The 19,618-nt window shown below is 71.4% G+C and carries 18 protein-coding genes; 5 read left to right on the top strand and 13 right to left on the bottom strand.

Annotated features, from left to right (window positions below; all coding sequences use genetic code 11):
• The first annotated feature begins 152 nt into the window (after window positions 1–152).
• Entirely contained in the window at window positions 153–1,076 is a 924-nt protein-coding gene (locus ACKI2N_RS27825) for a LysR family transcriptional regulator (protein ID WP_420995394.1), read from the top strand.
• Between the two features lie 46 nt (window positions 1,077–1,122).
• On the opposite strand, the gene ACKI2N_RS27820 is transcribed toward ACKI2N_RS27825, so the two are convergent.
• The 3 genes from ACKI2N_RS27820 to ACKI2N_RS27810 all read right to left on the bottom strand — a co-directional run bounded on the left by ACKI2N_RS27820 (window position 1,123) and on the right by ACKI2N_RS27810 (window position 3,746).
• The gene (locus tag ACKI2N_RS27820) at window positions 1,123–2,403 is read right to left on the bottom strand and encodes an MFS transporter (RefSeq protein ID WP_420995395.1); all 1,281 of its coding nucleotides are present in this window, start codon (window positions 2,401–2,403) and stop codon (window positions 1,123–1,125) included.
• Window positions 2,404–2,503: 100 nt separating this feature from the next.
• A complete protein-coding gene (locus ACKI2N_RS27815; protein ID WP_420995396.1) occupies window positions 2,504–3,436 on the bottom strand; it encodes a LysR substrate-binding domain-containing protein in 933 nt (310 codons plus the stop codon).
• Window positions 3,393–3,746: a hypothetical protein gene (locus ACKI2N_RS27810; RefSeq protein WP_420995397.1), complete on the bottom strand. Its 354-nt coding sequence runs from the start codon at window positions 3,744–3,746 to the stop codon at window positions 3,393–3,395. The genes ACKI2N_RS27815 and ACKI2N_RS27810 overlap by 44 nt, the downstream gene beginning before the upstream one ends.
• Window positions 3,747–3,913: 167 nt before the next feature.
• Between ACKI2N_RS27810 and ACKI2N_RS27805 the strand changes: the two genes are divergently transcribed.
• Entirely contained in the window at window positions 3,914–4,384 is a 471-nt protein-coding gene (locus ACKI2N_RS27805; protein ID WP_420995398.1) for an Lrp/AsnC family transcriptional regulator, read from the top strand.
• 8 nt (window positions 4,385–4,392) lie between these two features.
• Here the strand turns inward: ACKI2N_RS27805 and bluB are convergent, their stop codons facing one another.
• The 7 genes from bluB to ACKI2N_RS27770 form a co-directional block, all read right to left on the bottom strand.
• The gene (gene bluB / locus ACKI2N_RS27800) at window positions 4,393–5,058 is read right to left on the bottom strand and encodes a 5,6-dimethylbenzimidazole synthase (RefSeq protein ID WP_420995399.1); all 666 of its coding nucleotides are present in this window, start codon (window positions 5,056–5,058) and stop codon (window positions 4,393–4,395) included.
• 49 nt (window positions 5,059–5,107) lie between these two features.
• The gene (locus ACKI2N_RS27795) at window positions 5,108–5,527 is read right to left on the bottom strand and encodes a type II toxin-antitoxin system VapC family toxin (RefSeq protein ID WP_420995400.1); all 420 of its coding nucleotides are present in this window, start codon (window positions 5,525–5,527) and stop codon (window positions 5,108–5,110) included.
• Window positions 5,524–5,769, bottom strand: a complete 246-nt coding sequence (locus ACKI2N_RS27790; protein ID WP_420995401.1) for a FitA-like ribbon-helix-helix domain-containing protein — start codon at window positions 5,767–5,769, stop codon at window positions 5,524–5,526. Before ACKI2N_RS27790 ends, ACKI2N_RS27795 begins: the two co-directional genes overlap by 4 nt.
• A gap of 51 nt (window positions 5,770–5,820) precedes the next feature.
• Entirely contained in the window at window positions 5,821–7,050 is a 1,230-nt protein-coding gene (metC, locus tag ACKI2N_RS27785) for a cystathionine beta-lyase (RefSeq protein WP_420995402.1), read from the bottom strand.
• Between the two features lie 9 nt (window positions 7,051–7,059).
• Entirely contained in the window at window positions 7,060–8,079 is a 1,020-nt protein-coding gene (locus ACKI2N_RS27780) for a Bug family tripartite tricarboxylate transporter substrate binding protein (RefSeq protein WP_420995403.1), read from the bottom strand.
• Between the two features lie 86 nt (window positions 8,080–8,165).
• The gene (locus ACKI2N_RS27775) at window positions 8,166–9,773 is read right to left on the bottom strand and encodes a rhodanese-like domain-containing protein (protein ID WP_426990857.1); all 1,608 of its coding nucleotides are present in this window, start codon (window positions 9,771–9,773) and stop codon (window positions 8,166–8,168) included.
• A 140-nt stretch (window positions 9,774–9,913) separates the two neighbouring features.
• On the bottom strand, window positions 9,914–10,501 hold the full coding sequence (locus ACKI2N_RS27770) for a hypothetical protein (RefSeq protein ID WP_420992051.1): 588 nt from the start codon (window positions 10,499–10,501) through the stop codon (window positions 9,914–9,916).
• A gap of 150 nt (window positions 10,502–10,651) precedes the next feature.
• Here ACKI2N_RS27770 and ACKI2N_RS27765 point away from each other — a divergent pair, with 150 nt between their 5' ends.
• Entirely contained in the window at window positions 10,652–11,515 is an 864-nt protein-coding gene (locus tag ACKI2N_RS27765) for a LysR substrate-binding domain-containing protein (protein ID WP_420992050.1), read from the top strand.
• A gap of 29 nt (window positions 11,516–11,544) precedes the next feature.
• On the opposite strand, the gene ACKI2N_RS27760 is transcribed toward ACKI2N_RS27765, so the two are convergent.
• Window positions 11,545–13,098, bottom strand: a complete 1,554-nt coding sequence (locus ACKI2N_RS27760; RefSeq protein ID WP_420992049.1) for a methyl-accepting chemotaxis protein — start codon at window positions 13,096–13,098, stop codon at window positions 11,545–11,547.
• A gap of 238 nt (window positions 13,099–13,336) precedes the next feature.
• Between ACKI2N_RS27760 and ACKI2N_RS27755 the strand changes: the two genes are divergently transcribed.
• Window positions 13,337–14,878 carry a methyl-accepting chemotaxis protein gene (locus ACKI2N_RS27755; RefSeq protein WP_420992048.1) on the top strand — a complete coding sequence of 514 codons (1,542 nt, stop codon included), beginning with the start codon at window positions 13,337–13,339 and terminating at the stop codon, window positions 14,876–14,878.
• Between the two features lie 209 nt (window positions 14,879–15,087).
• Window positions 15,088–18,135: a transglycosylase domain-containing protein gene (locus ACKI2N_RS27750; RefSeq protein WP_420992047.1), complete on the top strand. Its 3,048-nt coding sequence runs from the start codon at window positions 15,088–15,090 to the stop codon at window positions 18,133–18,135.
• Window positions 18,136–18,142: 7 nt separating this feature from the next.
• On the opposite strand, the gene ACKI2N_RS27745 is transcribed toward ACKI2N_RS27750, so the two are convergent.
• The gene (locus tag ACKI2N_RS27745) at window positions 18,143–18,322 is read right to left on the bottom strand and encodes a hypothetical protein (RefSeq protein ID WP_420992046.1); all 180 of its coding nucleotides are present in this window, start codon (window positions 18,320–18,322) and stop codon (window positions 18,143–18,145) included.
• A gap of 131 nt (window positions 18,323–18,453) precedes the next feature.
• Entirely contained in the window at window positions 18,454–19,587 is a 1,134-nt protein-coding gene (locus ACKI2N_RS27740; protein WP_420992045.1) for a DUF1275 domain-containing transporter, read from the bottom strand.
• Window positions 19,588–19,618: the final 31 nt, after the last annotated feature.

The following is a 19,618-nucleotide window of genomic DNA, read 5'->3' as shown; positions in this document are numbered from 1 at the left end:
GGAATCCGGCGTAGAATGAATCAAGCGATAAGATTTAATCAACGTATGAATATGTTTCATATCAGGCCATTTCCCATCAGGCCCATCAGGCCCATCAGGCCCATCAGGCCCATCAGGCCATTTCCCGTCAAGCGTTTTGCCGGGAGCGCGCCATGATCGAAGTCAGGCACCTCCGTTCCCTGGTGGCGATCGCCGAGTCCGGCAAGCTCGCCACCGCCGCCGAGCGCGTGCACGTGAGCCAGTCGGCGCTGTCCCACCAGATCAAGGGCATCGAGTCGCACTACGGTTTGCCATTGTTCGACCGCACGCGCCAGGGGCTGCGCTTCACGCCCGCCGGCGAGCGCCTGCTGGCGCTGGCGCGCGAGACGCTGGCGGCCATCAGCACGGCCGAGCGCGATCTGGCCCGGCTCAAGGGCGACACGCGCGGCGAGCTGCGCATCGTGCTCGAATGCCATACCTGCTTCGACTGGCTGATGCCCGTGATGGACGAGTTCCGGCGCCGCTGGCCGGAGGTGGAAGTGGACCTGGTGGCGGGCTTTCACGCCGACCCGCTGGCGCTGCTGGCCGAGGGGCGGACCGACATGGTGATCGGCTCGCTGCCGCCGGCCAAGCGCGGGCTGGCGGTGGCGCCGCTGTTCCGCTTCGAGATCCTGGCGGTGATCGCCAACGAGCACCGGTTGCGCAACAAGCGCCGCATCGAGGCGCAGGACCTGGCCGGCGAAACCCTCATCACCTACCCGGTGCCGGAGCAGCGCATCGACCTGATCCGCGAAGTGCTGGAGCCGGCCGGCATCAAGCTGCAGCGGCGCACGGCGGAGCTGACGGTGGCCGTGCTGCAACTGGTGGCGAGCCGACGCGGCGTGGCCGCGCTGCCCAACTGGGGCGTGAAGAACTACGTCGACCACGACTACGTGCTGGCCAAGCGCATCGGCGCCAAGGGGCTGTGGAGCGAGTTGTACGCCACCACGCCGGCGGCGCTGGCGCAGCGGCCCTACGTGCGCGACTTCGTCGCCATCGTGCGCGACACCTGCGCCGCGGAGCTGGACGGCATCGAGCTGCTGCCGGACGGCCGGTAGCGTTCCGGGCGCCCGGCCGCGCGGCGGCGGCCGCTCGGTAGGCCGCTCAGGCGGAGCGCGGGGCAGCGCCGCGCGGCGCCGGCTGCGGCGCGGGCGTGCCGGCCGCGGTGTCGTCGATGGGGAAGTGCAGCAGCGCGGCCACCAGCCCGGCCAGCGCCGTGGCGGCCCACACTGCCGAGTAGGAGCCGGTCAGGTCGAACATGAAGCCGCCCAGCCAGGCGCCGAGGAAGGAGCCGACCTGATGGCTGAGGAAACACACGCCGAACAGCGTGCCCAGGTGGCGCGTGCCGAAGACCTTCGCCACCAGCCCGCTGGTGAGCGGCACCGTGCCCAGCCAGGTCAGGCCCATCACGGCCGCGAATACCATCACCGAGGCCGCGCTCTTGGGCAGCAGCAGGAAGACCGCGATGGCCAGGCCGCGCGCCAGGTAGAGCCAGCCCAGCACGTATTGCTGGCGGAAGCGCCCGCCCAGCCAGCCGCAGGCCCAGCTGCCCGCCATGTTGAACAGCCCGATCAGCGCCAGCGCGGTCGCGCCCAGGCTCGCGGGCAGGTGGCACAGCGTCAGGTAGCCCGGCAGGTGCGTGCCGATGAAGGCGAGCTGGAAGCCGCAGGTAAAGAAGCCGAGCGTGAGCAGCCGGTAGCCGCGATGCCGGCATGCCAGCGCCAGCACCGCGCGCAGCGGCGCCGCCGGCGGCTGCGCCTGGGGCGTGCCGGCCGCGCCGCGCTTGTCGAGCAGCAGGCCGAGCGGCGCCGCCAGCAGCATCAGGGCGGCGAGGACGTAGAGCGAGGCGCCGACCCCCGCGCCCGCGCGGACCGATTGCGCCAGCGGCACCACCAGCACCTGGCCGAGCGATCCGCCGGCGCTGGCGATGCCCATCGCCATGCTGCGCTGCGCGGGGCTGGCCACGCGGCCCACCGCCGTCAGCGCCACGCCGAAGCTGGTGCAACTGATGCCGATGCCGACCAGCAGGCCCATGCCGACCACCAGCATGGCGCCCGACGGCGCCACCGCCGCCAGCCCGAGCCCCGCCGCGAAGGCCGCGCCGCCGAACGCCACCACGCGCGCGCAGCCGTAGCGGTCGGCCGCCGCGCCGGCGAACGGCTGGGCGATGCCCCAGACGAGATTGTGGAGCGCGATCGCGAAGGCGATCAGCGTGACCGGCATGCCGCGGTCGAACGACAAGGGCCCGAGGAACAGCCCGAAGGTCTGCCGCACGCCCATCGCCGCGCTGAGGATCAGCGCGGCCGCTATCACGACCGGCAGCGCGGGGTTGCGCAGGGAAACGAAGCGCTGTTCGTGGTCATCGTGGATTTTCGCCGTGGGCATGGTGGACTTCCTCCTGCGCCAATACTGGCAGCGGGGCAGGCGCGCGGCAAAGGAAAAGAATTCGGCCGCGGGTGAGCCATGCTCACCCGGGCGGGGCGGCTCAGCGCGCCACGGCGCTCGCGGGCGCGTGATCCTCGCAGGCGCGCGCCTCGGCCAGCAGCCATTGCCGGAAGCCGGCGAGGTCGGGCCGGCCCCGCATCTGGCCGACGCCTTCGGCGCTGACCAGCCAGTAGGCCGTGCGCGCGGCCAGCGGCGGCGCGCCGAGGGTGACCAGCGTGCCGGCGGCCAGTTCGCGGTCGACCAGCGGCCGCCGCCCCAGCGCCACGCCCAGGCCCGCGGCGGCGGCTTCCAGCGCGAGCTGGATGGTATCGAAGTGCAGGTTGCCGGCCGGCGCCGCGTCCGGCATGCCGGTGGCGGCCAGCCACGCGGGCCAGTCCTCGGTGGCGGTGTCCACATGGATCAGCGTGGCCAGGCGCGGATCGAAGTGGCCTTGCGCGTCGAGCACGCCGGCGCGGCACGCCGGGCCGCATACCGGCAGCAACTGTTCGCCGAACAGGCGGTCCCACGCCGCGCCGGGCGCTGGCGCGCGGCTCATGCGGATGGCGAAGTCGAAGCCGTCGGCGGGGAATCCCACCAGCCGCCGCGAGGTATCGACGCTGACGCTGATGTCCGGCCATCTGCGGCGGAAGTCCTGCAGCCGCGGCAGCAGCCAGCGCGAGGCCAGCGTCGGCGCGCAGCTCACGGCGATGGTGCGGCCGGCGCGGCGGTCCGGCAGGCGCTGCGTGCCGGTGGCGATCAGCGCGAACGCTTCCGAGATGTAGGCCAGGTAATCCGCCCCGGCCGGCGTCAGCGCCAGCCCGCGCGGCTCGCGCACGAACAGCTCCACGCCGAGCGCCTGTTCCAGGCCGACGATGCCGTGGCTGACCGCGCTCGGCGTAACGTTCAGCTCGGCGGCGGCAAGCTTGAAACTCTGGTGCCTGCCGGCGGCTTCAAAGAAGCGCAGCGCCGAGAGGGGTGGCAGACGAAGCGGCATGAGACGTTCCCGGGGGCAGCCTGTTGGCGGCCTGAGGATACCGAGCCGGGGCGGCGGCCGCAAGCGCGGGTGCGCTGGCGATTTCGCGCACCTCCAGCACGTCCACGCCGTTGCCGAGGCGCCTGACGAACAGCGCCAGCAGGTCCGCGTCCGCGGCGGCGACCGACAGCGTCAGCGCCCACGGCGCGGCGGCGTCGAAATCCATGCCGGCCAGGGTCAGGCCGGTGCGGCGGGCATTGGCGAGCGTCCATTCGATGGCGCCGAAGACATCGCCGCGGTCGAGGCGCAGCGCGAGATTGAGGGTGGGCATGGCAGGCATGGACGGGCTGGAAAGGGACGTTGAAGACATGCGACGAATTTACCAGCGGCACCGCGAAATGAGCTTCTTTATTCCCTATCGTTCTGGTGTATATGCAGATGAATTGACTTGCAATGATAGGATTGCGGGTGAATTATCCTTTTCGATCCCGCAAAGCCATGGCAACTTCTCCCAAGCTCGACGAAACCGACCGCCGCATCCTGCGCGCGCTGCGCCGCGACGGCAGGCTCTCCAACCTCAAGCTCGCGGAGCAGGTCGGCCTGTCGCCCACGCCGTGCTGGAACCGCGTGCGCGCGCTCGAGGAGAGCGGCGTGATCGAGGGATATGCGGCGCTGCTGAACCAGAAGGCGCTGGGCTTGCCCGACACCGTGCTGATCGAAGTCACGCTCGACCGGCACGACGACGACATGCTCGACCGCTTCGGCGAAGCGCTGGCCGAACTGCCCGAGGTGATGGAGGCCTATCTGCTGACCGGCGAATACGACTATCTCATCAAGGTCGCGGTCGCCGGCACCGAGGGCTATGAGCAGTTCCTGCGCCACAAGCTGTACAAGCTGCCCGGCCTGCGGCATAGCCACTCCACCTTCGTGCTGCGCACCATGAAGCGCGAGCCCTCCGTGGCGCCGTGAGGCGCGGCTCAGGACGCCGGCGTGTCCCAGCCGTCGGTGGCCACGAACGCCGCCAGCGGCCGGCCGTGGCGCCAGTCCTCGAGTTCCAGCATCGGCGCCGGATAGAACGCCGCCACCGGCCCCAGGCACAGGATGGCGACGGGCTGCGCGCCGGGCGGCATCCGCAGCAGCGCGGCCAGCGCCTCGGGCGCGAACATCGAGACCCAGCCCATGCCGAGGTTTTCCGCGCGCGCCGCCAGCCACAGGTTCTGGATCGCGCAGGCCGCCGAGCACAGCGCCATCTCGCGCGGCATGGTGCGCCGGCCGAACACCGTGCCGTCGTCGGGCGCCAGCGCCACCACCAGCAGCTCCGCGCATTCGCGCACGCCTTCCACCTTCAGCCGCAGGAACTCGGCATCGCGCTCGCCCAGCGCCAGCGCGGTCTGCTGCCGCTCGGCTTCGACCAGCGCGGCGATCTCCGCCCGCACGGCCGCATCGGCGATGCGGATAAAGCGCCAGGGCTGCATCAGGCCGACCGAAGGCGCCGCATGCGCGGCCTGCAGCATGCGCAGCAGCACGGCCTCGTCGACGGCCGCGCCGGCGATGAAATGGCGCATGTCGCGGCGCGCGGCCACGAGATCGTAGAAGCGCTGCTGGTCGTGGGGCGTGAAGACGGCGTCGGCGTGGTCGGTCATGGGCAAAAGCAGGTGGGCAGGGAGGTCCGGTGGCCTCCGTGGCCGGATATCAGTCGTGCCACGGGTCGACCACGGTCAGGCCGATGCCGCCGAAGTCCTTGCCGTTGCGGGTGGCGAGCACGGCGCCGTGTTGCAGGCAGATCGCCGCGATCTGCGCGTCCGCCATGCTGATCGGGCGGCCGGCGCGGGTGCGCATGGCGACGATTTCCGCATGGCAGCCCGCGGCCTCCGCGTCGAACGGCAGCACGGAGCCGGTAAATTCGGCGTCGAGCATATTGGTCGCCGCCGCGTAAAGGCCGGCTTTGCGCTGTCCATCCGCAAGCAGGGCAATGCCTGTCAGCAACTCGGCGACCGTGATGGCCGTCACCGCGAATGCCTGTTCGGAAGCACGGTCCAGCCAGGCGACGACCACCGCGTCCGGCTCCGCCCGCATGAGCTCCGACAGCACGTTGGTGTCGAGGACGATCATTCCGGCAGGTCCGCCGCGCGCGGCGGTTCGTCGCGCGGAGGCAGCGCCACGCCCGGGTCGGACAGGTGCGCGAAATGCATGCGGATCCGGCTGCCGAGCCCCTCGGTGCGATACGGCTTGCTCAGCGCCTGCCGCAGGATGGCGCGCACTTCTTCTTCCATCGAGCGCCCGTGCTGGGCGGCTTCGAGGCGCAGGCGTGCCTTGAGCGCCTCGTCGATATTGCGGATGGTCAGCGTTGCCATGGCTTGTCCTGTGCTTGCGTTGCAGGCAATGCTAGCACAAGGGCGCCCGGCTCATCCCTCGCTTTCGTCCCTTTCGTCGCTTCCGTCCCTTCCGTCGCTTTTCCTCGCAAACCGCCGCATCGCCTCGAACCCCCGCGCGAGGTCCGCGATCAGGTCGCCGCTGTCTTCCAGCCCGATATGCAGCCGCACCACCTGTCCGCGCGCCGACCAGTCGGTCACGCTGCGCGCGCCGCGCATGTCGGCGAGCACGGCCAGGCTTTCGAAGCCGCCCCACGAGGCGCCGATGCCGAACAGCGCCAGGCTGTCGACGAAGTGCTCCGCGGCGCCGGGCGCGCTGCCGCGCAGCGAGAACGACAGCAGGCCGTTGGTGCCGTGGCAGTCGCGCTGCCACAGCGCGTGGCCGGGGTCGCCTGGCAGGGCGGGACAGAAGACTTCGGCCACCTCGGAACGTGCCTGCAGCCAGCGCGCCACGGCGAGCGCGCTGCGCTCGTGCTGGGCCATGCGCGCGCCCAGCGTGCGCATGCCGCGCTGGACCAGGTAGGCGTCGTCGGGACTGACCGCGATGCCGAACGCGTCGGCCAGGCCGGCCAGCGCCGGCCACGCGGCCTCGGTGGTGCAGACCGTGCCCATCATCACGTCGGAATGGCCGGACAGGTACTTGGTGGCGGCCATCAGCGAGATGTCGGCGCCGAGCGCCAGCGGGCGGTAGAGCAGGCCGGAGCCCCAGGTATTGTCGGCGGCGACCAGCGCGCCGTGGCGGTGGGCGATGGCGGCGATGGCGGGCAGGTCGCACATCTCGTAGGCCAGCGAGCCCGGCGTTTCCACGTAGACCAGCCGGGTTTCGGGCCGCAGGCGGGCTTGCAGGTCGTGCCCGTCGCCGGCGTAGAAGCTGGCGGCGATGCCATGCCGGGCAAGAAAGCCCGTGGCCAGCTTGCGCACCGGCTCATAGACGCAGTCGGGCAGCAGCACGTGCTCGCCCGGGCGCAGGCAGGCCAGCAGGGTCATCGCGGCGGCGGCCAGCCCGGTGGGGAACAGGCGCGTGCGGTAGCCGCCTTCCAGTTCGGTGACCATGTCTTCCAGCGCGAAGGCGGTCGGGGTGCCGCGCGCGCCGTAGGTAAACAGGCGCTCGCTGCCGCGCCGGCCGCGCATCTCGCGCATCTGCGCGGTGGAATCGAACAGCACTGTGCTGGCGCGCACCAGCGGCGGGTTGACGGGCTGGCCGCCGTCCACCACGGAGGGGCGGCCGCCATGCGCGAGCCGGGTCAGGGGGCGGTGTTTCATCGGCTGGCCTTAGTCCACGCGCGCGCCGGACAGCTTCACGATCTGCGACCAGCGCGCGATGTCGCTCTTGAGCTGGGCCGCGAACGCCTCGGGCTTGCTGGCCACCACGTCGCTGCCGCCTTCGTTGATGAGCCTCGCCACCTCGGGCATCTGCAGCACCTGCACGATGGCGCGGTTGAGCAGGGCGATGCGCTCGGGCGAGGTGCCGGCCGGCGCGAACACGCCGTACCAGTCCTCGAAGCGGGCGTTGCGGTAGCCGAGCTCTTCCAGCGTCGGCACTTTGGCGAACACGCCCAGCCGGCGCGGGCTGGTGACGGCCAGCGCGCGCATGCGGCCGCTCTGGATAAAGCTGGCCACCGAAGAAGTGGAGGTGATCAGCACGTCGACCTGGCGGCCCAGCAGGTCGTTGATGGCCGGTCCCGCGCCCTTGTACGGCACGTGCTGCAGGGCGATGCCGCTGTCCTTGTCCAGCACCACGCCGACCAGGTGCGAGAGCGTGCCGTTGCCGGGCGTGGCGAAGGTGATCTTCTGCGGCTGGGCCCTGGCCTGCGCGGCCAGTTCCGCGAAGCTCTGCCACGGCGCGCCGGCGGCCACCACGATGGCCAGCGGCGCGGCATTGATCTGCGTGACCGGCGCGAAGTTCTTCACCGGGTCGAAGCCGGGCGCGCTGTAGAGCGTCGGGTTGACCGCCATCACCGAGACCTGCGAGGTCAGCAGCGTGTAGCCGTCGGGCCTGGACTCGGCCACGAAGCGCGTGCCGATATTGCCGCCGGCGCCGCCGCGGTTGTCGGTCACGGCGGCCTGCCCCAGCACCTCGCCCAGGTGCGTGGCGACGATGCGGGTGACGGCATCGTTGCCGCCGCCGGCCGGAAAGGGCGAGACGATGCGCAGCGGCTGCGCGGGAAAGCCGCCGACGGGCGCGAGCGGCTGGGCCGCCGCGGGGCCGGCGCACAGTACGGCGCACAGTACGGCGCTCAACGCGGCGATGGCCGCGAGCGCGCCGGCGAGGACTTGCGTGGGGCGAGACATGGGGACCTCCTTTTTTGCTTTGGGGTGGGGCACTGTCCGAGGCGGGTAAGTCGGGCGAATCGGGCCAATCAGGCCAATCGGGCCAATCAGGCAAAGCGGAATGTGGCCAGCTCCTGCTCGTCGAGCTGGCCGACCAGGCCGGTCTCCCATGCCAGGTAGCGGCGGGCGGCCTCCTTGTTGCCGTCGTGCCGGTCATGCACGAAGAACAGGAAGTCGATGCAGCGCGCGTCGGGCAGGATGCTGCCGGCGGCATCCGCGGCGAGCGCGAGGCCGGCCGCCTGCCAGGCCGGCGCGCCGCCGTCGAGCAGGCGGATGTCGCCGTAGCCGAGCGCGGCCAGTTCCGCCGCGGCGAGTGTGGCCACGCCGTCTTCGTCGGCCACCAGCACCAGTGGCGTGTCGCGGGGCACGCCGGCCAGGTCGCGCGCCAGCACCGGGCGGATCGACCAGCGGCTGCCGGGCACGTGGCCGGCGCGGAACGCCATGCCGGGGCGCACGTCGAGCGCCAGCATCTGGCCGGCCGCCAGTCCGGCGGCGAGGGCGCGCGCGTCGATGCGCGCCGGCGCGCCGGCCGGCGCGCGCGGCCCCGGCGGCGCGGCGAGCCGGGCCGCCCGCGCGGCATCGAGCCCGCCTTCGAGCACCACCGCGTCGTGTCCCATCTGGCGCAGCCAGCTTGCCACCACCGGGGCCCGCACGCCGTCGGCATCGATCAGCACCAGCCGCGCGCGGCGCACGCCCACGTACTGGTCGGTGGCCTGGATCAGTTGTCCGCCGGGCGTGTTTTGCGCGCCCGGGACGGAGCCGGCGGCGAATTCCTCGGGGGTGCGCACGTCGCACAGGAAGGTGGTGCGCGCGGGGTCGCGCAGCCAGCCGCGCACCTCGCCGGCGCCGGCGTGCGGCACCGCGAAGCGACCGGCCAGCGCCCGCGCCGCGGCGCGGGCGTCTTCCAGGCCGGCGGGCGCGGCGTTGTCCGGGTAGCGCCGCGTGCCGCCGTGCTCCAGCGGGAAATCGTTCAGGTACCAGCCCTGCGTGCCGTTTTCCAGCGCGAACACCGGGTTGGGCACGCCGAAGTTGATCAGCGTCTGGGCGCCGATGATGCTGCGCGTGCGGCCGGCACAGTTGATGACGATGGGCGTGGCGGCATCGGGCACGAGGTCGCGCAGCCGGTAGGCCAGCTCGCCGTTGGGGCAACAGATGGCGCCAGGGATGTTCATCTTGCGGAATTCCGCCGCGGGACGTCCGTCGAGCACCACCGGCGGGCGCTCGCCGGCCTGCATGGCGGCCAGCTCGGCCGCCGACACGCGCGGCGTGCCGTAGTGGTGCTCGGCCAGCTCGCCGAAGGTCTTGGAGGGCACGTTGACGCCGGCGAACAGCGCGTGGCCCGCGGCCTGCCAGCCCGGCACGCCGCCCTCCAGCACGAATACATGGCCGTAGCCGAGCCCGGCCAGCGCCTGCGCGGCGCGCGCCGCCACGCCGTCGCCGCCGTCGGCCAGCACGATGCGCGCCGCGGGGTTGGGCGCCAGCCGGCCGATCTCGAGTTCGAGCCGGCTGTACGGCAGCGGCACGGCGTGGAAGGGATGGCCTTCGCCATACTGGCCGTGCTCGCGGACGTCGAACAGGGCGATTTCCTCGTGGCCGTGCAGCCAGGCCTTGAGCGTGGCGGGATCGACAGGCAGAGGGTGGAAGTGCTGGGGCATGCGGGTTTATCCAGGCAAGAAGGGGGCCTGCCTCCTGGCCGCGCGAAGCGCGGGAGGCAAGCTGCGATGCATTCGAACGGGAAGCCGGGGCGCGCCCCGGGGGAAGGCGGGCCGGTGCCGGGCACCAGCCCCCGCGCCGGTCAGCGGCGGGTCTTGACGCCCACGCTCATGACCTGGCAGCGGCCGGTCTCGAGGTCGAAGGACAGGCGCTCGGTCAGGGTTTCCAGCGCGCGGCCGTACATGTGCAGGTGGCGGATCACGCTGTCGCCGCGGATCTCCACCGAATGGATGTCGTCGGGCAGCAGCGCGATGCCGCTGCCCGGCCCGACCTCCACCGTGTGCGAATGGGCCAGCGTGCCCACGCCGGGCTCGCTGCCGTCGTCGGTGCGCAGGTAGACGTCGTTGAACTCGGTGCCCACCACGCCGGCCACGCAGGCCCAGGTGGTGTGGTTGTGCGGCGGGATGCGCTTGCCGGGCCGCATCACGTTCAGGTAGAGCGCGAAGGTCTGGTCCGGGTCCTCGGCGATCAGGTAGCGCGCCTGGCGCTCGCCGTCCTCGGGCGGCGCGAACTCGCCCTCGGCCCACAACCGCGGCTGCGCCGCGAGCTGCTCGACCTGGCCCAGCACGGCGGCCAGCGAAGTGCGGGTGACGCCGCCGGCGGCAACGATGTCCTTGATGGAACGGATGGCGTCTCCGACGGCTTGCTGGCGTTGTTGTGCGATCGACATGTCTCTAGAATCCTTGCTTGATCTTATGGTTCTCGGGTTTGCGGGGCGCTGGCTGGCGTTGTCTGGCTTCACTTTAATGAACCCGGCCGTCCGGAACCACTTAATCGCCGATAAAAACACTTAAGCAAGTCTAATGAATGCCTGATCCCGATGCGTAATCTCGACCTCGACCTGCTGCGCACGCTGGCCGCCATTGCCGACCGCGGTACCTTCGGCGCCGCCGCCGAGCACCTGCACCGCACGCAGTCCGCGGTGACCCAGCAGATGCAGCGGCTCGAAGAACAGGTGGCGCTGCCGCTGTTCGAGCGGCAAGGGCGCGGCAAGCAGCTCACGCGGCACGGCAACAAGCTGGTGGAATACGCGCGCCAGCTGCTGAGCCTGAACGACGAGGCGCTGCGCGTGCTGCGCGAGGGCGACCTGACCGGCTCGCTGCGCATCGGCGCGCCCCACGACGTGGCCGACACCATCCTGCCGCCGCTGCTGTCGCATATCGCGCGCGCTTCGCCGGCGCTGCGGCTGGAGATCCACGTGGGGCGCAGCCCTTTCCTGATGGAGTCGCTGCGCCGCGGCGAGATCGACCTGACCGTTTCCACGCGCGAGGACAGCAGCCTGGACGGGCTGGTGCTGCGCACCTCGCCCACCATCTGGGTGTGCGCGGCGGATTTTGCCTACGAGGCGGGCAGCGCCGTGCCGCTGATCCTGGCCGACGAGCCCAGCCTGTTCCGCCGGCTGGCGCTGGAAGCGCTCAAGGAGGCCGGCGTGCCGTGGCGCGCGGCCTACCTGGCGCCGAGCCTGATCGGCATCAAGGCGGCGATCCGCGCCGGGCTGGGCATCACCGCGCGCAGCATCGACCTGCTCGGCGCCGACATGCGCGTGCTGGGCGACAAGGACGGCCTGCCGCGCCTGCCGGACGTGACCTATTACCTGTGGGCGCGGCCCAACGCGGCCAACCCGGTGGCGCGCCAGGTGTTCTCGATGCTCAAGACCACCTTGCAGCGCGGGCTGGGGGCGTAGCCGGGCGGGTGGCGCGGCCGGCGTGGCGCTCAGGACGCCGGCGCCAGCCGGAACGCGCCCACCGCCTCGGCGAGCTGCCGCGCCTGCGTCTCCAGCGAGCCGGCCGCGGCCGCGGCCTGCTCGACCAGCGCCGCGTTCTGCTGGGTGACTTCTTCCATCTGCGTCACCGCGCGGCTGACCTGGACGATGCCGGCGCTCTGCTCTAGCGAGGCGGCCGAGATATCCTCCACGATGCGGGCCACGCGCTGCACGGCCTCGACCGCCTCGTTCATGGTGTGGCCGGCCTGCGCCACCAGCGCGTTGCCGGCGGCGACCTTGCCGGCCGAGTCGTCGATCAGGTTCTTGATCTCGCGCGCGGCCTGCGCGCTGCGCTGCGCCAGCGCGCGCACCTCGCCCGCCACCACGGCGAAGCCGCGGCCGGTCTCGCCGGCGCGGGCCGCTTCCACCGCGGCGTTGAGCGCCAGGATGTTGGTCTGGAAGGCGATGCCGTCGATCACCCCGATGATGTCGGCGATGCGCTGCGAGCTGCTGCTGATGTCGCCCATGGTTTGCACCACGCCGCGCACGTCGTCGCCGCCGCGGGTGGCCAGCCGGGCCGCTTCGGCGGCCAGCTCGCTGGCCTGGCGCGCGCTCTCGGTGTTGTTGCCGACGGTGGAGGTGAGCTGCTCCATGCTGGCCGCGGTCTGCTCGAGCGAGGCGGACTGCTGCTCGGTGCGGCCGGACAGGTCGGCATTGCCGGCGGCGATCTCGCGCGCGCCGATATTGACCGAGTCCGAGCTGGCGCGCACCTGGCTGACCGTGCGCGTGAGCGCGGCCTGCATGCGCGCCACCGCGCCCAGCACGCGGCCGACTTCGTTGCCGCTGGCGGCTTCGGCGCGCTGGGTCAGGTCGCCCTCGGCCACGCGGTCGAGATGCTCGGCGGCGGCGGCCAGCGGCGCCACCACGAAGGTGCGCAGGCCCAGGTGCACGGCCACGATCAGCGCCAGCGCGGCGCCGATGCCCACCGCCACCAGCTTGACCACCAGGCGGTAGCGCGCGCTGCTGGTCTCGGTTTCCTGCAGCGAGCGATCGCTGGCCTCCTGCTGGAAGCGTTCCAGCAAGGCGGAAAAGTCCGCGCCGGAGCGGGTGATGTCCTGGTCGTTGAGCGCCGCATAGGCGGCGGGGTCGCCCGCGCGCAGCGCCGCCGCGGCGCGCTCGACGGCGCCGGCGTGCCGCTGCGCGGCCTCGGCGAGCCGGCGGCGCTCGCCGTCCGTCTCGCCGTCTTGCGCCGGGGCCGCGGCAAATCGCTGCATCCGCTGCGCCGCGCTGCCCAGCGACTTGGCGGCCGACGCCAGCGCTTCGGCATTGACGCCGCCGCCTTCGCGCGCGGACGCGTAGGCGCGCGACAGCGCGGCCCGGGCCCGGGTCATGTCCTTGTAGGCATCGTTGAGCAGCAGGGTGCTGGCCGAGAATTGCTGCACGCGCACCGTGGCCTGGTTGGCGGCGCCGAGCGCGAACACGCCGACCACCGCGCCGAACACGATCATCAATGCAAAAGTCACCAGGATGGCCAGCAGGGCAGTGCGTACGCTCAGGTTTTTCATCTTCGCGGCAGTCTCGGAATTGGGATGCCTACGCTAACGGACGGCCCCGCCGGGACTTGACGCGCGCGGCGCCGGATATTGAGCGAGATCAAATGCGGACGGGGGAAGGGCACAGAACGGCACCCATGTGACGGGTAAGTATGAATGTTTTGTGACGGTCTCAAGGAAATGTTGCGCTGCACCGATAGAACGGTTTTCCGTCCCGGCGCATCCCGCGCCCGTCCTGCGAGCCCATCTCATGTTCCCGAGCCTGACCATCCGTGCGCGGCTGATTGCCGCCATTTCGCTGTTGTTCTTGCTGGCGCTGGGCGTCGGCATTGCCGCGCTGCTCGGGCTGCGCGCGGCCAACCAGGCACACGATTCCACCTATTCCAACCAGCTTGCCTCGGCGCTGGCGCTGGGCGAGGCCGACCTCAGCATGACCCGCGCGCGCACCGCGCTGGACCGCGCCATGCTCTATCCCGACAATGCCGAGTTCGATGGCTTGCTGCGCCGCACCGAAGAACTGATGCAGCGCTCCGACGAAGCCTGGAAACGCTTCATGGCGCTGCCGCGCGACAACGAGGAAGACCAGCTGGCCCGGGAAGTGGCCGCCAAGCGCGAAGCCGCCAGCCGCGACGGCATCGCCGCCATCATCGCCGCCTTGCGGGCCAAGGACCGGGCGCTGGCGGACCAGATCATGGAAAAGAAGCTCTCGCGCCTGTTCCGCGACGCCAACGACACCGGCCTGAAGCTGGGCAAGCTGCAGATGCAGCTCGCCACGGGCAATTTCGAGGCCTCGCAGGTGGCCTACCACCGCTTCCGCGACGGCCTGATCGCCGCGCTGGTGCTGGCGCTGCTGGTGTCGGTGGCATGCGCGGTGCAGTTGCTGCGCGCCATCGTGGGGCCGCTGGAACTGGCCCTGGCGCAGTTCAACCGCATCGCCGAGGGCGACCTCAGCCAGTCCGTGCCGGCCGGCCGCAAGGACGAAATGGGCCGCCTGATCGAGGGCCTGGGCCGCATGCAGGCCAGCCTGGCCGGCACCGTGGGGCGCGTGCGGCAGGGCTCGGACGCCATCACCGCGGCCACCCGGCAGATCGCCGCCGGCAACGCCGACCTGTCCGGCCGCACCGAGGCGCAGGCCGCCTCGCTGCAGGAAACCGCGGCCAGCATGGAACAGATGACCTCCACCGTGCGCCAGAACGCCGACAATGCGCGCCAGGCCAGCCAGCTGGCAGTCAGCGCGGTGGAAGTGGCGCAGCAGGGCGGTACCGTGGTGGGCGAGGTGATGTCCACCATGGGCGACATCAGTACGGCCGCCAAGACCGTGGCGGAGATCATCGGCGTGGTCGACGGCATCGCCTTCCAGACCAATATCCTGGCGCTCAACGCCGCGGTGGAGGCGGCCCGCGCCGGCGAGCAGGGCCGCGGCTTCGCGGTGGTGGCCGGCGAGGTGCGCAGCCTGGCGCAGCGCAGCGCCAATGCCGCGCGCGAGATCAAGTCGATGATCGAGACCTCGCTGGCGCACGTGGCCACCGGCAACGGCCTGGCCAGCCGCGCCGCCACCACCATGGAAGAGGTGGTGACCGCGATCCGCCGCGTGACCGACATCATGAGCGAGATCGCCGCCGCCTCGGTCGAGCAGAGCAGCGGCATCGAGCAGGTCAACCGCGCGGTGACCTCGATGGACGAGGCCACGCAGCAGAACGCCGCGCTGGTGGAGGAGGCGGCTGCCGCGGCCGCCTCGATGGAAGAGCAGGCGCGCCAGCTCAACCTGGCCATCGCCGCGTTCCGCGTCTAGCGGCCGGCCTGCCCGGGCATCCCGCGCCGCGCGGGATGCCATGATGCTGCACGCGCACTTTGTGCGTTAGGCCCCATTGGTCTAGGGTATACGTTGTGACGCAGGCGCCCCGATCGGTGCCATCGTTGCCAGCAGGCGGCCAGTGCTGGCCGACGTGCCGGGCATTCCCCGGTTTCCTTGCAAGACGGACCTGAAAGCGGACCTGAATCGTGCGACGACGTCTCTGGCCCAGGCTCGTGATACTGGCCCTGCTGGTGGGGGGCGCGTACGTCCTGTACGCGGTGGTGGCCGAGGAGCTGGCCACCTCGCGCCTGCAGGCCCGCTATTTCTCCGCGCGCGTCAAGGGCGTGTCCTACGCGGACGCGGCCGGGCCCAGCGACCGCATCCGCTTTCCCGACGACGGCCCGTACGACCTGCGCTTCGGCTACAGCCGCCTGCCGCAGTTCACCGAGCTGCTGGAAGCGCGCGGCTACCGGCGCGAGCGCCAGGCGCGCTGGTCCGACCGCCTGCTGGAGCTCACCGACGCCGGCCTGTTCGCGCCCTACCGCGAGAAGACCCAGGCCGGCCTGGCCCTGCTCGACTGCAACGACCAGCCTTTCGGCACGGTTCCCGCGCCGCGGCGCGCCTACGCCAGCTTCAAGGACATCCCGACGGTGCTGGTGAACGCCTTGCTCTATATCGAGAACCGCGACCTGCTCGACCCCGAGTTCCCCACCCGCAACCCCGCGCTCGACGTGCGCCGCTTCACGCGCGCGGCGATGGACCAGGGCGTGCGCCTGTTCAACGACCGCCACGACGCCCCCGGCGGCAGCACGCTGGCCACGCAGATCGAGAAATACCGCCATTCGCGCGCCGGGCGCACCGGCTCGCCGCGCGAGAAGCTCAGGCAGATGGCGAGCGCGTCCATGCGGGCCTACCTCGACGGGCCGGACACCATCGGCGCGCGCCAGCGCATCCTGCTGGACTACCTGAACACCGTGCCGCTGTCGGCGCGCCCCGGCCTGGGCGAGATCAACGGCCTCGGCGACGGGCTGTGGGCCTGGTACGGGCAGGATTTCGACGAGGCCAACCGCCTGCTGGCCGCCGCCGGCACGGGGCCGGGGCCGGACAGCGGGCCGCTGCCGGGCGCGCAGGGCGAGCGGCAGGCGCGCGTGTTCAAGGAGGCGCTGTCGCTGATCATCGCGCAGCGCGGGCCGTCGCATTTCCTGCGGCGCGACGCGGCCACGCTGGCGGCGCTGACCGACAGCTATATCCGCCTGCTGTCCGCCGCCGGCGCCATTCCGCCGTGGCTGCGCGACGCCGCGCTGGCCCAGCCGCTCAGGCTGGGCAGCGCGGATGCCGGCGCGCAGGACCGCCCGGAGATTTCCTTCGTCTCGCGCAAGGCCATCAGCGGCGTGCGCACGGACCTGCTGCGCTACCTCGGCCTGGACAGCAGCTACGAGCTGGACCGCCTCGACCTGACCGCCCACAGCACCATCAACACCGCCTTGCAGCGCGTGGTCACCGACGCCCTGCTCAAGGCCGGCACGCGCGAGGGCGCGCGCGCCACCGGGCTGTACGGCCGCAACCTGCTGCGCGACGGCGACGACCCCGGCCGCCTGGCGATCAGCTTCACGCTGTACGAGCGCATCGGCGGCGCCAACCTGCTGCGCGTGCAGTCCGACAACCTCGACCTGCCGTTCGACCTCAACCGCGGCGCGCGCCTCAACCTGGGCTCCACCGCCAAGCTGCGCACGCTGGTGACCTACCTGGAGATCCTCTCCGAGCTGCACGAGAAGTTTTCCGCCATGACCCCGGCGCAGCTCAAGGAGGTCAGGCCGGCCAAGCTCGATGCGCTCAGCCTGTGGGCGCAGAACTACCTGCTGACGCAGCCCGACAAGAGCCTGCGCGCCATGCTGGAGGCCGCCATGCTGCGCAAGTATTCCGGCGGCGCGGGCGAGGCCTTCTTCACCGGCGGCGGCCTGCAGACCTTCACCAACTTCGAGCGCTGGGAAAACCTGAAGATCATGCCGGTGCGCGAAGCCTTCGAGCATTCGGTCAACCTGGTGTTCGTGCGCCTGATGCGCGATATCGTGCGCTATGAAACCTACCGGCTGCACCCGGACGCCGACGAATGGCTCAACAACCCGGCCGCGCCGCAGCGCCACGCCTACCTGGTGCGCTTCGCCGACAAGGAGGGCAGCGACTACCTGCGCGCCTTCTACGGCAAGTACCGCGGCAAGACCTGGCCGGAGCGCTTCAGGCGCGCGCTGGAGAACCGCCGCTTCAGCCAGGTCGGGCTGGCGGTCACGCTGCGCAGCATCGAGCCCGACATGGACCTGGAGCAGTTCGGCAAGACCATGCGCGCCACGCTGCCGAAGATCGCCAAGGCGCCGCTGACCGACGAGGCGCTGGCCAAGATGTACAACAAGTACGGCCCGCGCAGCTTCAACCTGAACGACCGCGGCTACCTGGCGCGCGTGCATCCGCTGGAGCTGTGGCTGCTGGACTACCTGCGCCAGCATCCCGACGCCAGCCTGGACGAAGTGCTGCGCGACAGTACCGCGCAGCGCCAGGAGGTCTACGCGTGGCTGTTCAAGTCCCGCAACCCGGGCGGCCAGACCCGCCGCATCCGCGGCCAGCTGGAGCGCCAGGCCTTCGGCGAGATCGCGCGGCGCTGGCAGCGGCTGGGCTATCCGTTCAGCGCCATCACGCCGTCCTATGCCTCGGCCATCGGCGCTGCCGGCGACCGCCCGGCGGCGCTGGCCGAGCTGGTCGGCATCATCCAGAACAACGGCGTGCGCCAGCAGGCCACCGCGCTGCGCAGCCTGGATTTCGCCGAAGGCACGCCGTATGCCACGGCATTCGGCCTGGACATGCAGGGCAAGCGGCTGCTGAGCGAGGATCTGGCGCAGGTGGTGCGCGCCGCGCTGGTGGGGGTGGTGGAGGCGGGCACGGCCGGCTCGCTCAAGGCGGTGCTGGCGGGCAGCGGCATCGTGGCCGGCGGCAAGACCGGCACCGGCGACCACCGCTACGAAGTCTACGGCCCCGGCGGCCGGCTGATTTCATCGCGCGTGGTCAGCCGCTCGGCCACCTTCGTGTTCTTCCTCGGCGAGCGCTACTTCGGCAACGTCACCGCCTACGTGCAGGAACCGTACGCGGCGCGCTACGCCTTCACCAGCGCCTTGTCGGTGCAGTTGCTGAAGTCGCTGGCGCCGACCATCCTGCCGCTGGCGCGCGACGGCGGCACGCGCTCGCCGCTGGCCTGCAAGCATTGAGGCCGGGTCAGTCCCAGCAGTGGCGCAGGGCGGAGTAGCGGTCCTCGGAACTGCGGGCTTCGCGCTCGTACTCGGCGATGACCTGCAGGGTCGCGCGCTGGAGCAGGGACCCGGCGGTCAGCAGGGCCGCCAGATCGCGCAGGCCCTGCAGGCAGGTCACGGTGGGGACGTCGATGTCTTGCTGCATGATGCGTTGCTGGCTCGGGAGGGGCGGCTCGTGCCGCTCGATGATTCGAGTGTAGTGAGCGGCCGGGCGCCCGAATGCAAGGCAATGTGTCCGCGCCCACCTTTTCCGCTCCGGGCCTGGGGGCCGTCACATCATGGCCGCCCGAAGTGGCGGGCAAGCAGCGTGGCCGACAGCGCGGCGATGCAAATCCACAACATCACGATCACCACCGCGGCGGTCCGGCTGCGCGGGCGTTGCGCGGCCGCCACGGCCGCCGCGCGATATTCGCGCATCAGCGCTGGCGGCACCATCCGCACCGCCAGCAGCACGCCCAGCGGCACCAGCACCACGTCGTCGAGGTAGCCCAGCACCGGGATGAAGTCCGGGATCAGGTCGATCGGCGACAGCGCGTAGCCCGCCACCAGCAGCGCCACGGCCTTGGCGTACCACGGCGTGCGCGGGTCGCGCGCGGCCAGCCACAGCGCATGCACGTCGCGCAGCACCTCGCGCGCCCAGGCGCGGCAGCGCACCGCTATCCGCAGCAGGTGGCCGCGCACGTCGTCGGCCACCGGCACCACCGCCAGCGCCAGCAGCAGCGCCGCCAGCACCAGCGTGGCGCTGAAGCCCATGTGCTTGAAGCCCAGCGCGCCGACCACGCCGCCGCCGAAGAACAGCCCCACCAGCGTGGCCAGCGTGCGCAGCCGCGAGCGGTTGGCCAGCACCACCGGCTTGCCGGCCACGGCGCCGGTGGCGTTCCAGTAGAACAGCTTGCCGAGCTCGATGCCGATGTCGGTGACCATGCCGGTGACGTGGGTGGTGCGGATCTCGGCGTTGGAGACCTTGGTGATCATGGCGTTCTGCAGGCCCATGATGAAACACAGCACGATCACCGTGGCGGTGCCGAGCGCCCAGCGGTGCATCTCCAGGTTGCCGCCCATCAGGCCGAAGCACAGCAGCAGCACGGCCTCCAGCAGCAGCGGCAGCGCGTATTCGCTGTGCAGGTCCTCGCGCCGGGCCCAGTTGATCAGCACCGCCGAGGTGGCGGCGCCGGCCAGGAAGGACAGCAGCGCGCCCAGGCCTTCGAGCAGCAGGCCCGCCTCGCCGAGCGCGAGGTGGTCGGCCATCGCCGAGACGATGCCGCTCATGTGCGAGGTGTATTGCTGGACCGCGAGATAACCGCCGGCATTGGCGGCGCCGGCGACGAAGCTGAGGTAGCAGGCGAGCTGCCGGTTGGCTTGCGGACTACGCTGGCGGCCGGCTAGGCTGCGCAGGTAAGGGATGGGCATGGCGACGAATTCCGTGGGCGGGGGCCGTTTG

It is taken from the genome of Cupriavidus sp. 30B13, assembly GCF_049059565.2.
Taxonomy (GTDB): domain Bacteria; phylum Pseudomonadota; class Gammaproteobacteria; order Burkholderiales; family Burkholderiaceae; genus Cupriavidus.
This window is presented reverse-complemented; position numbering and strand designations above follow the sequence as displayed.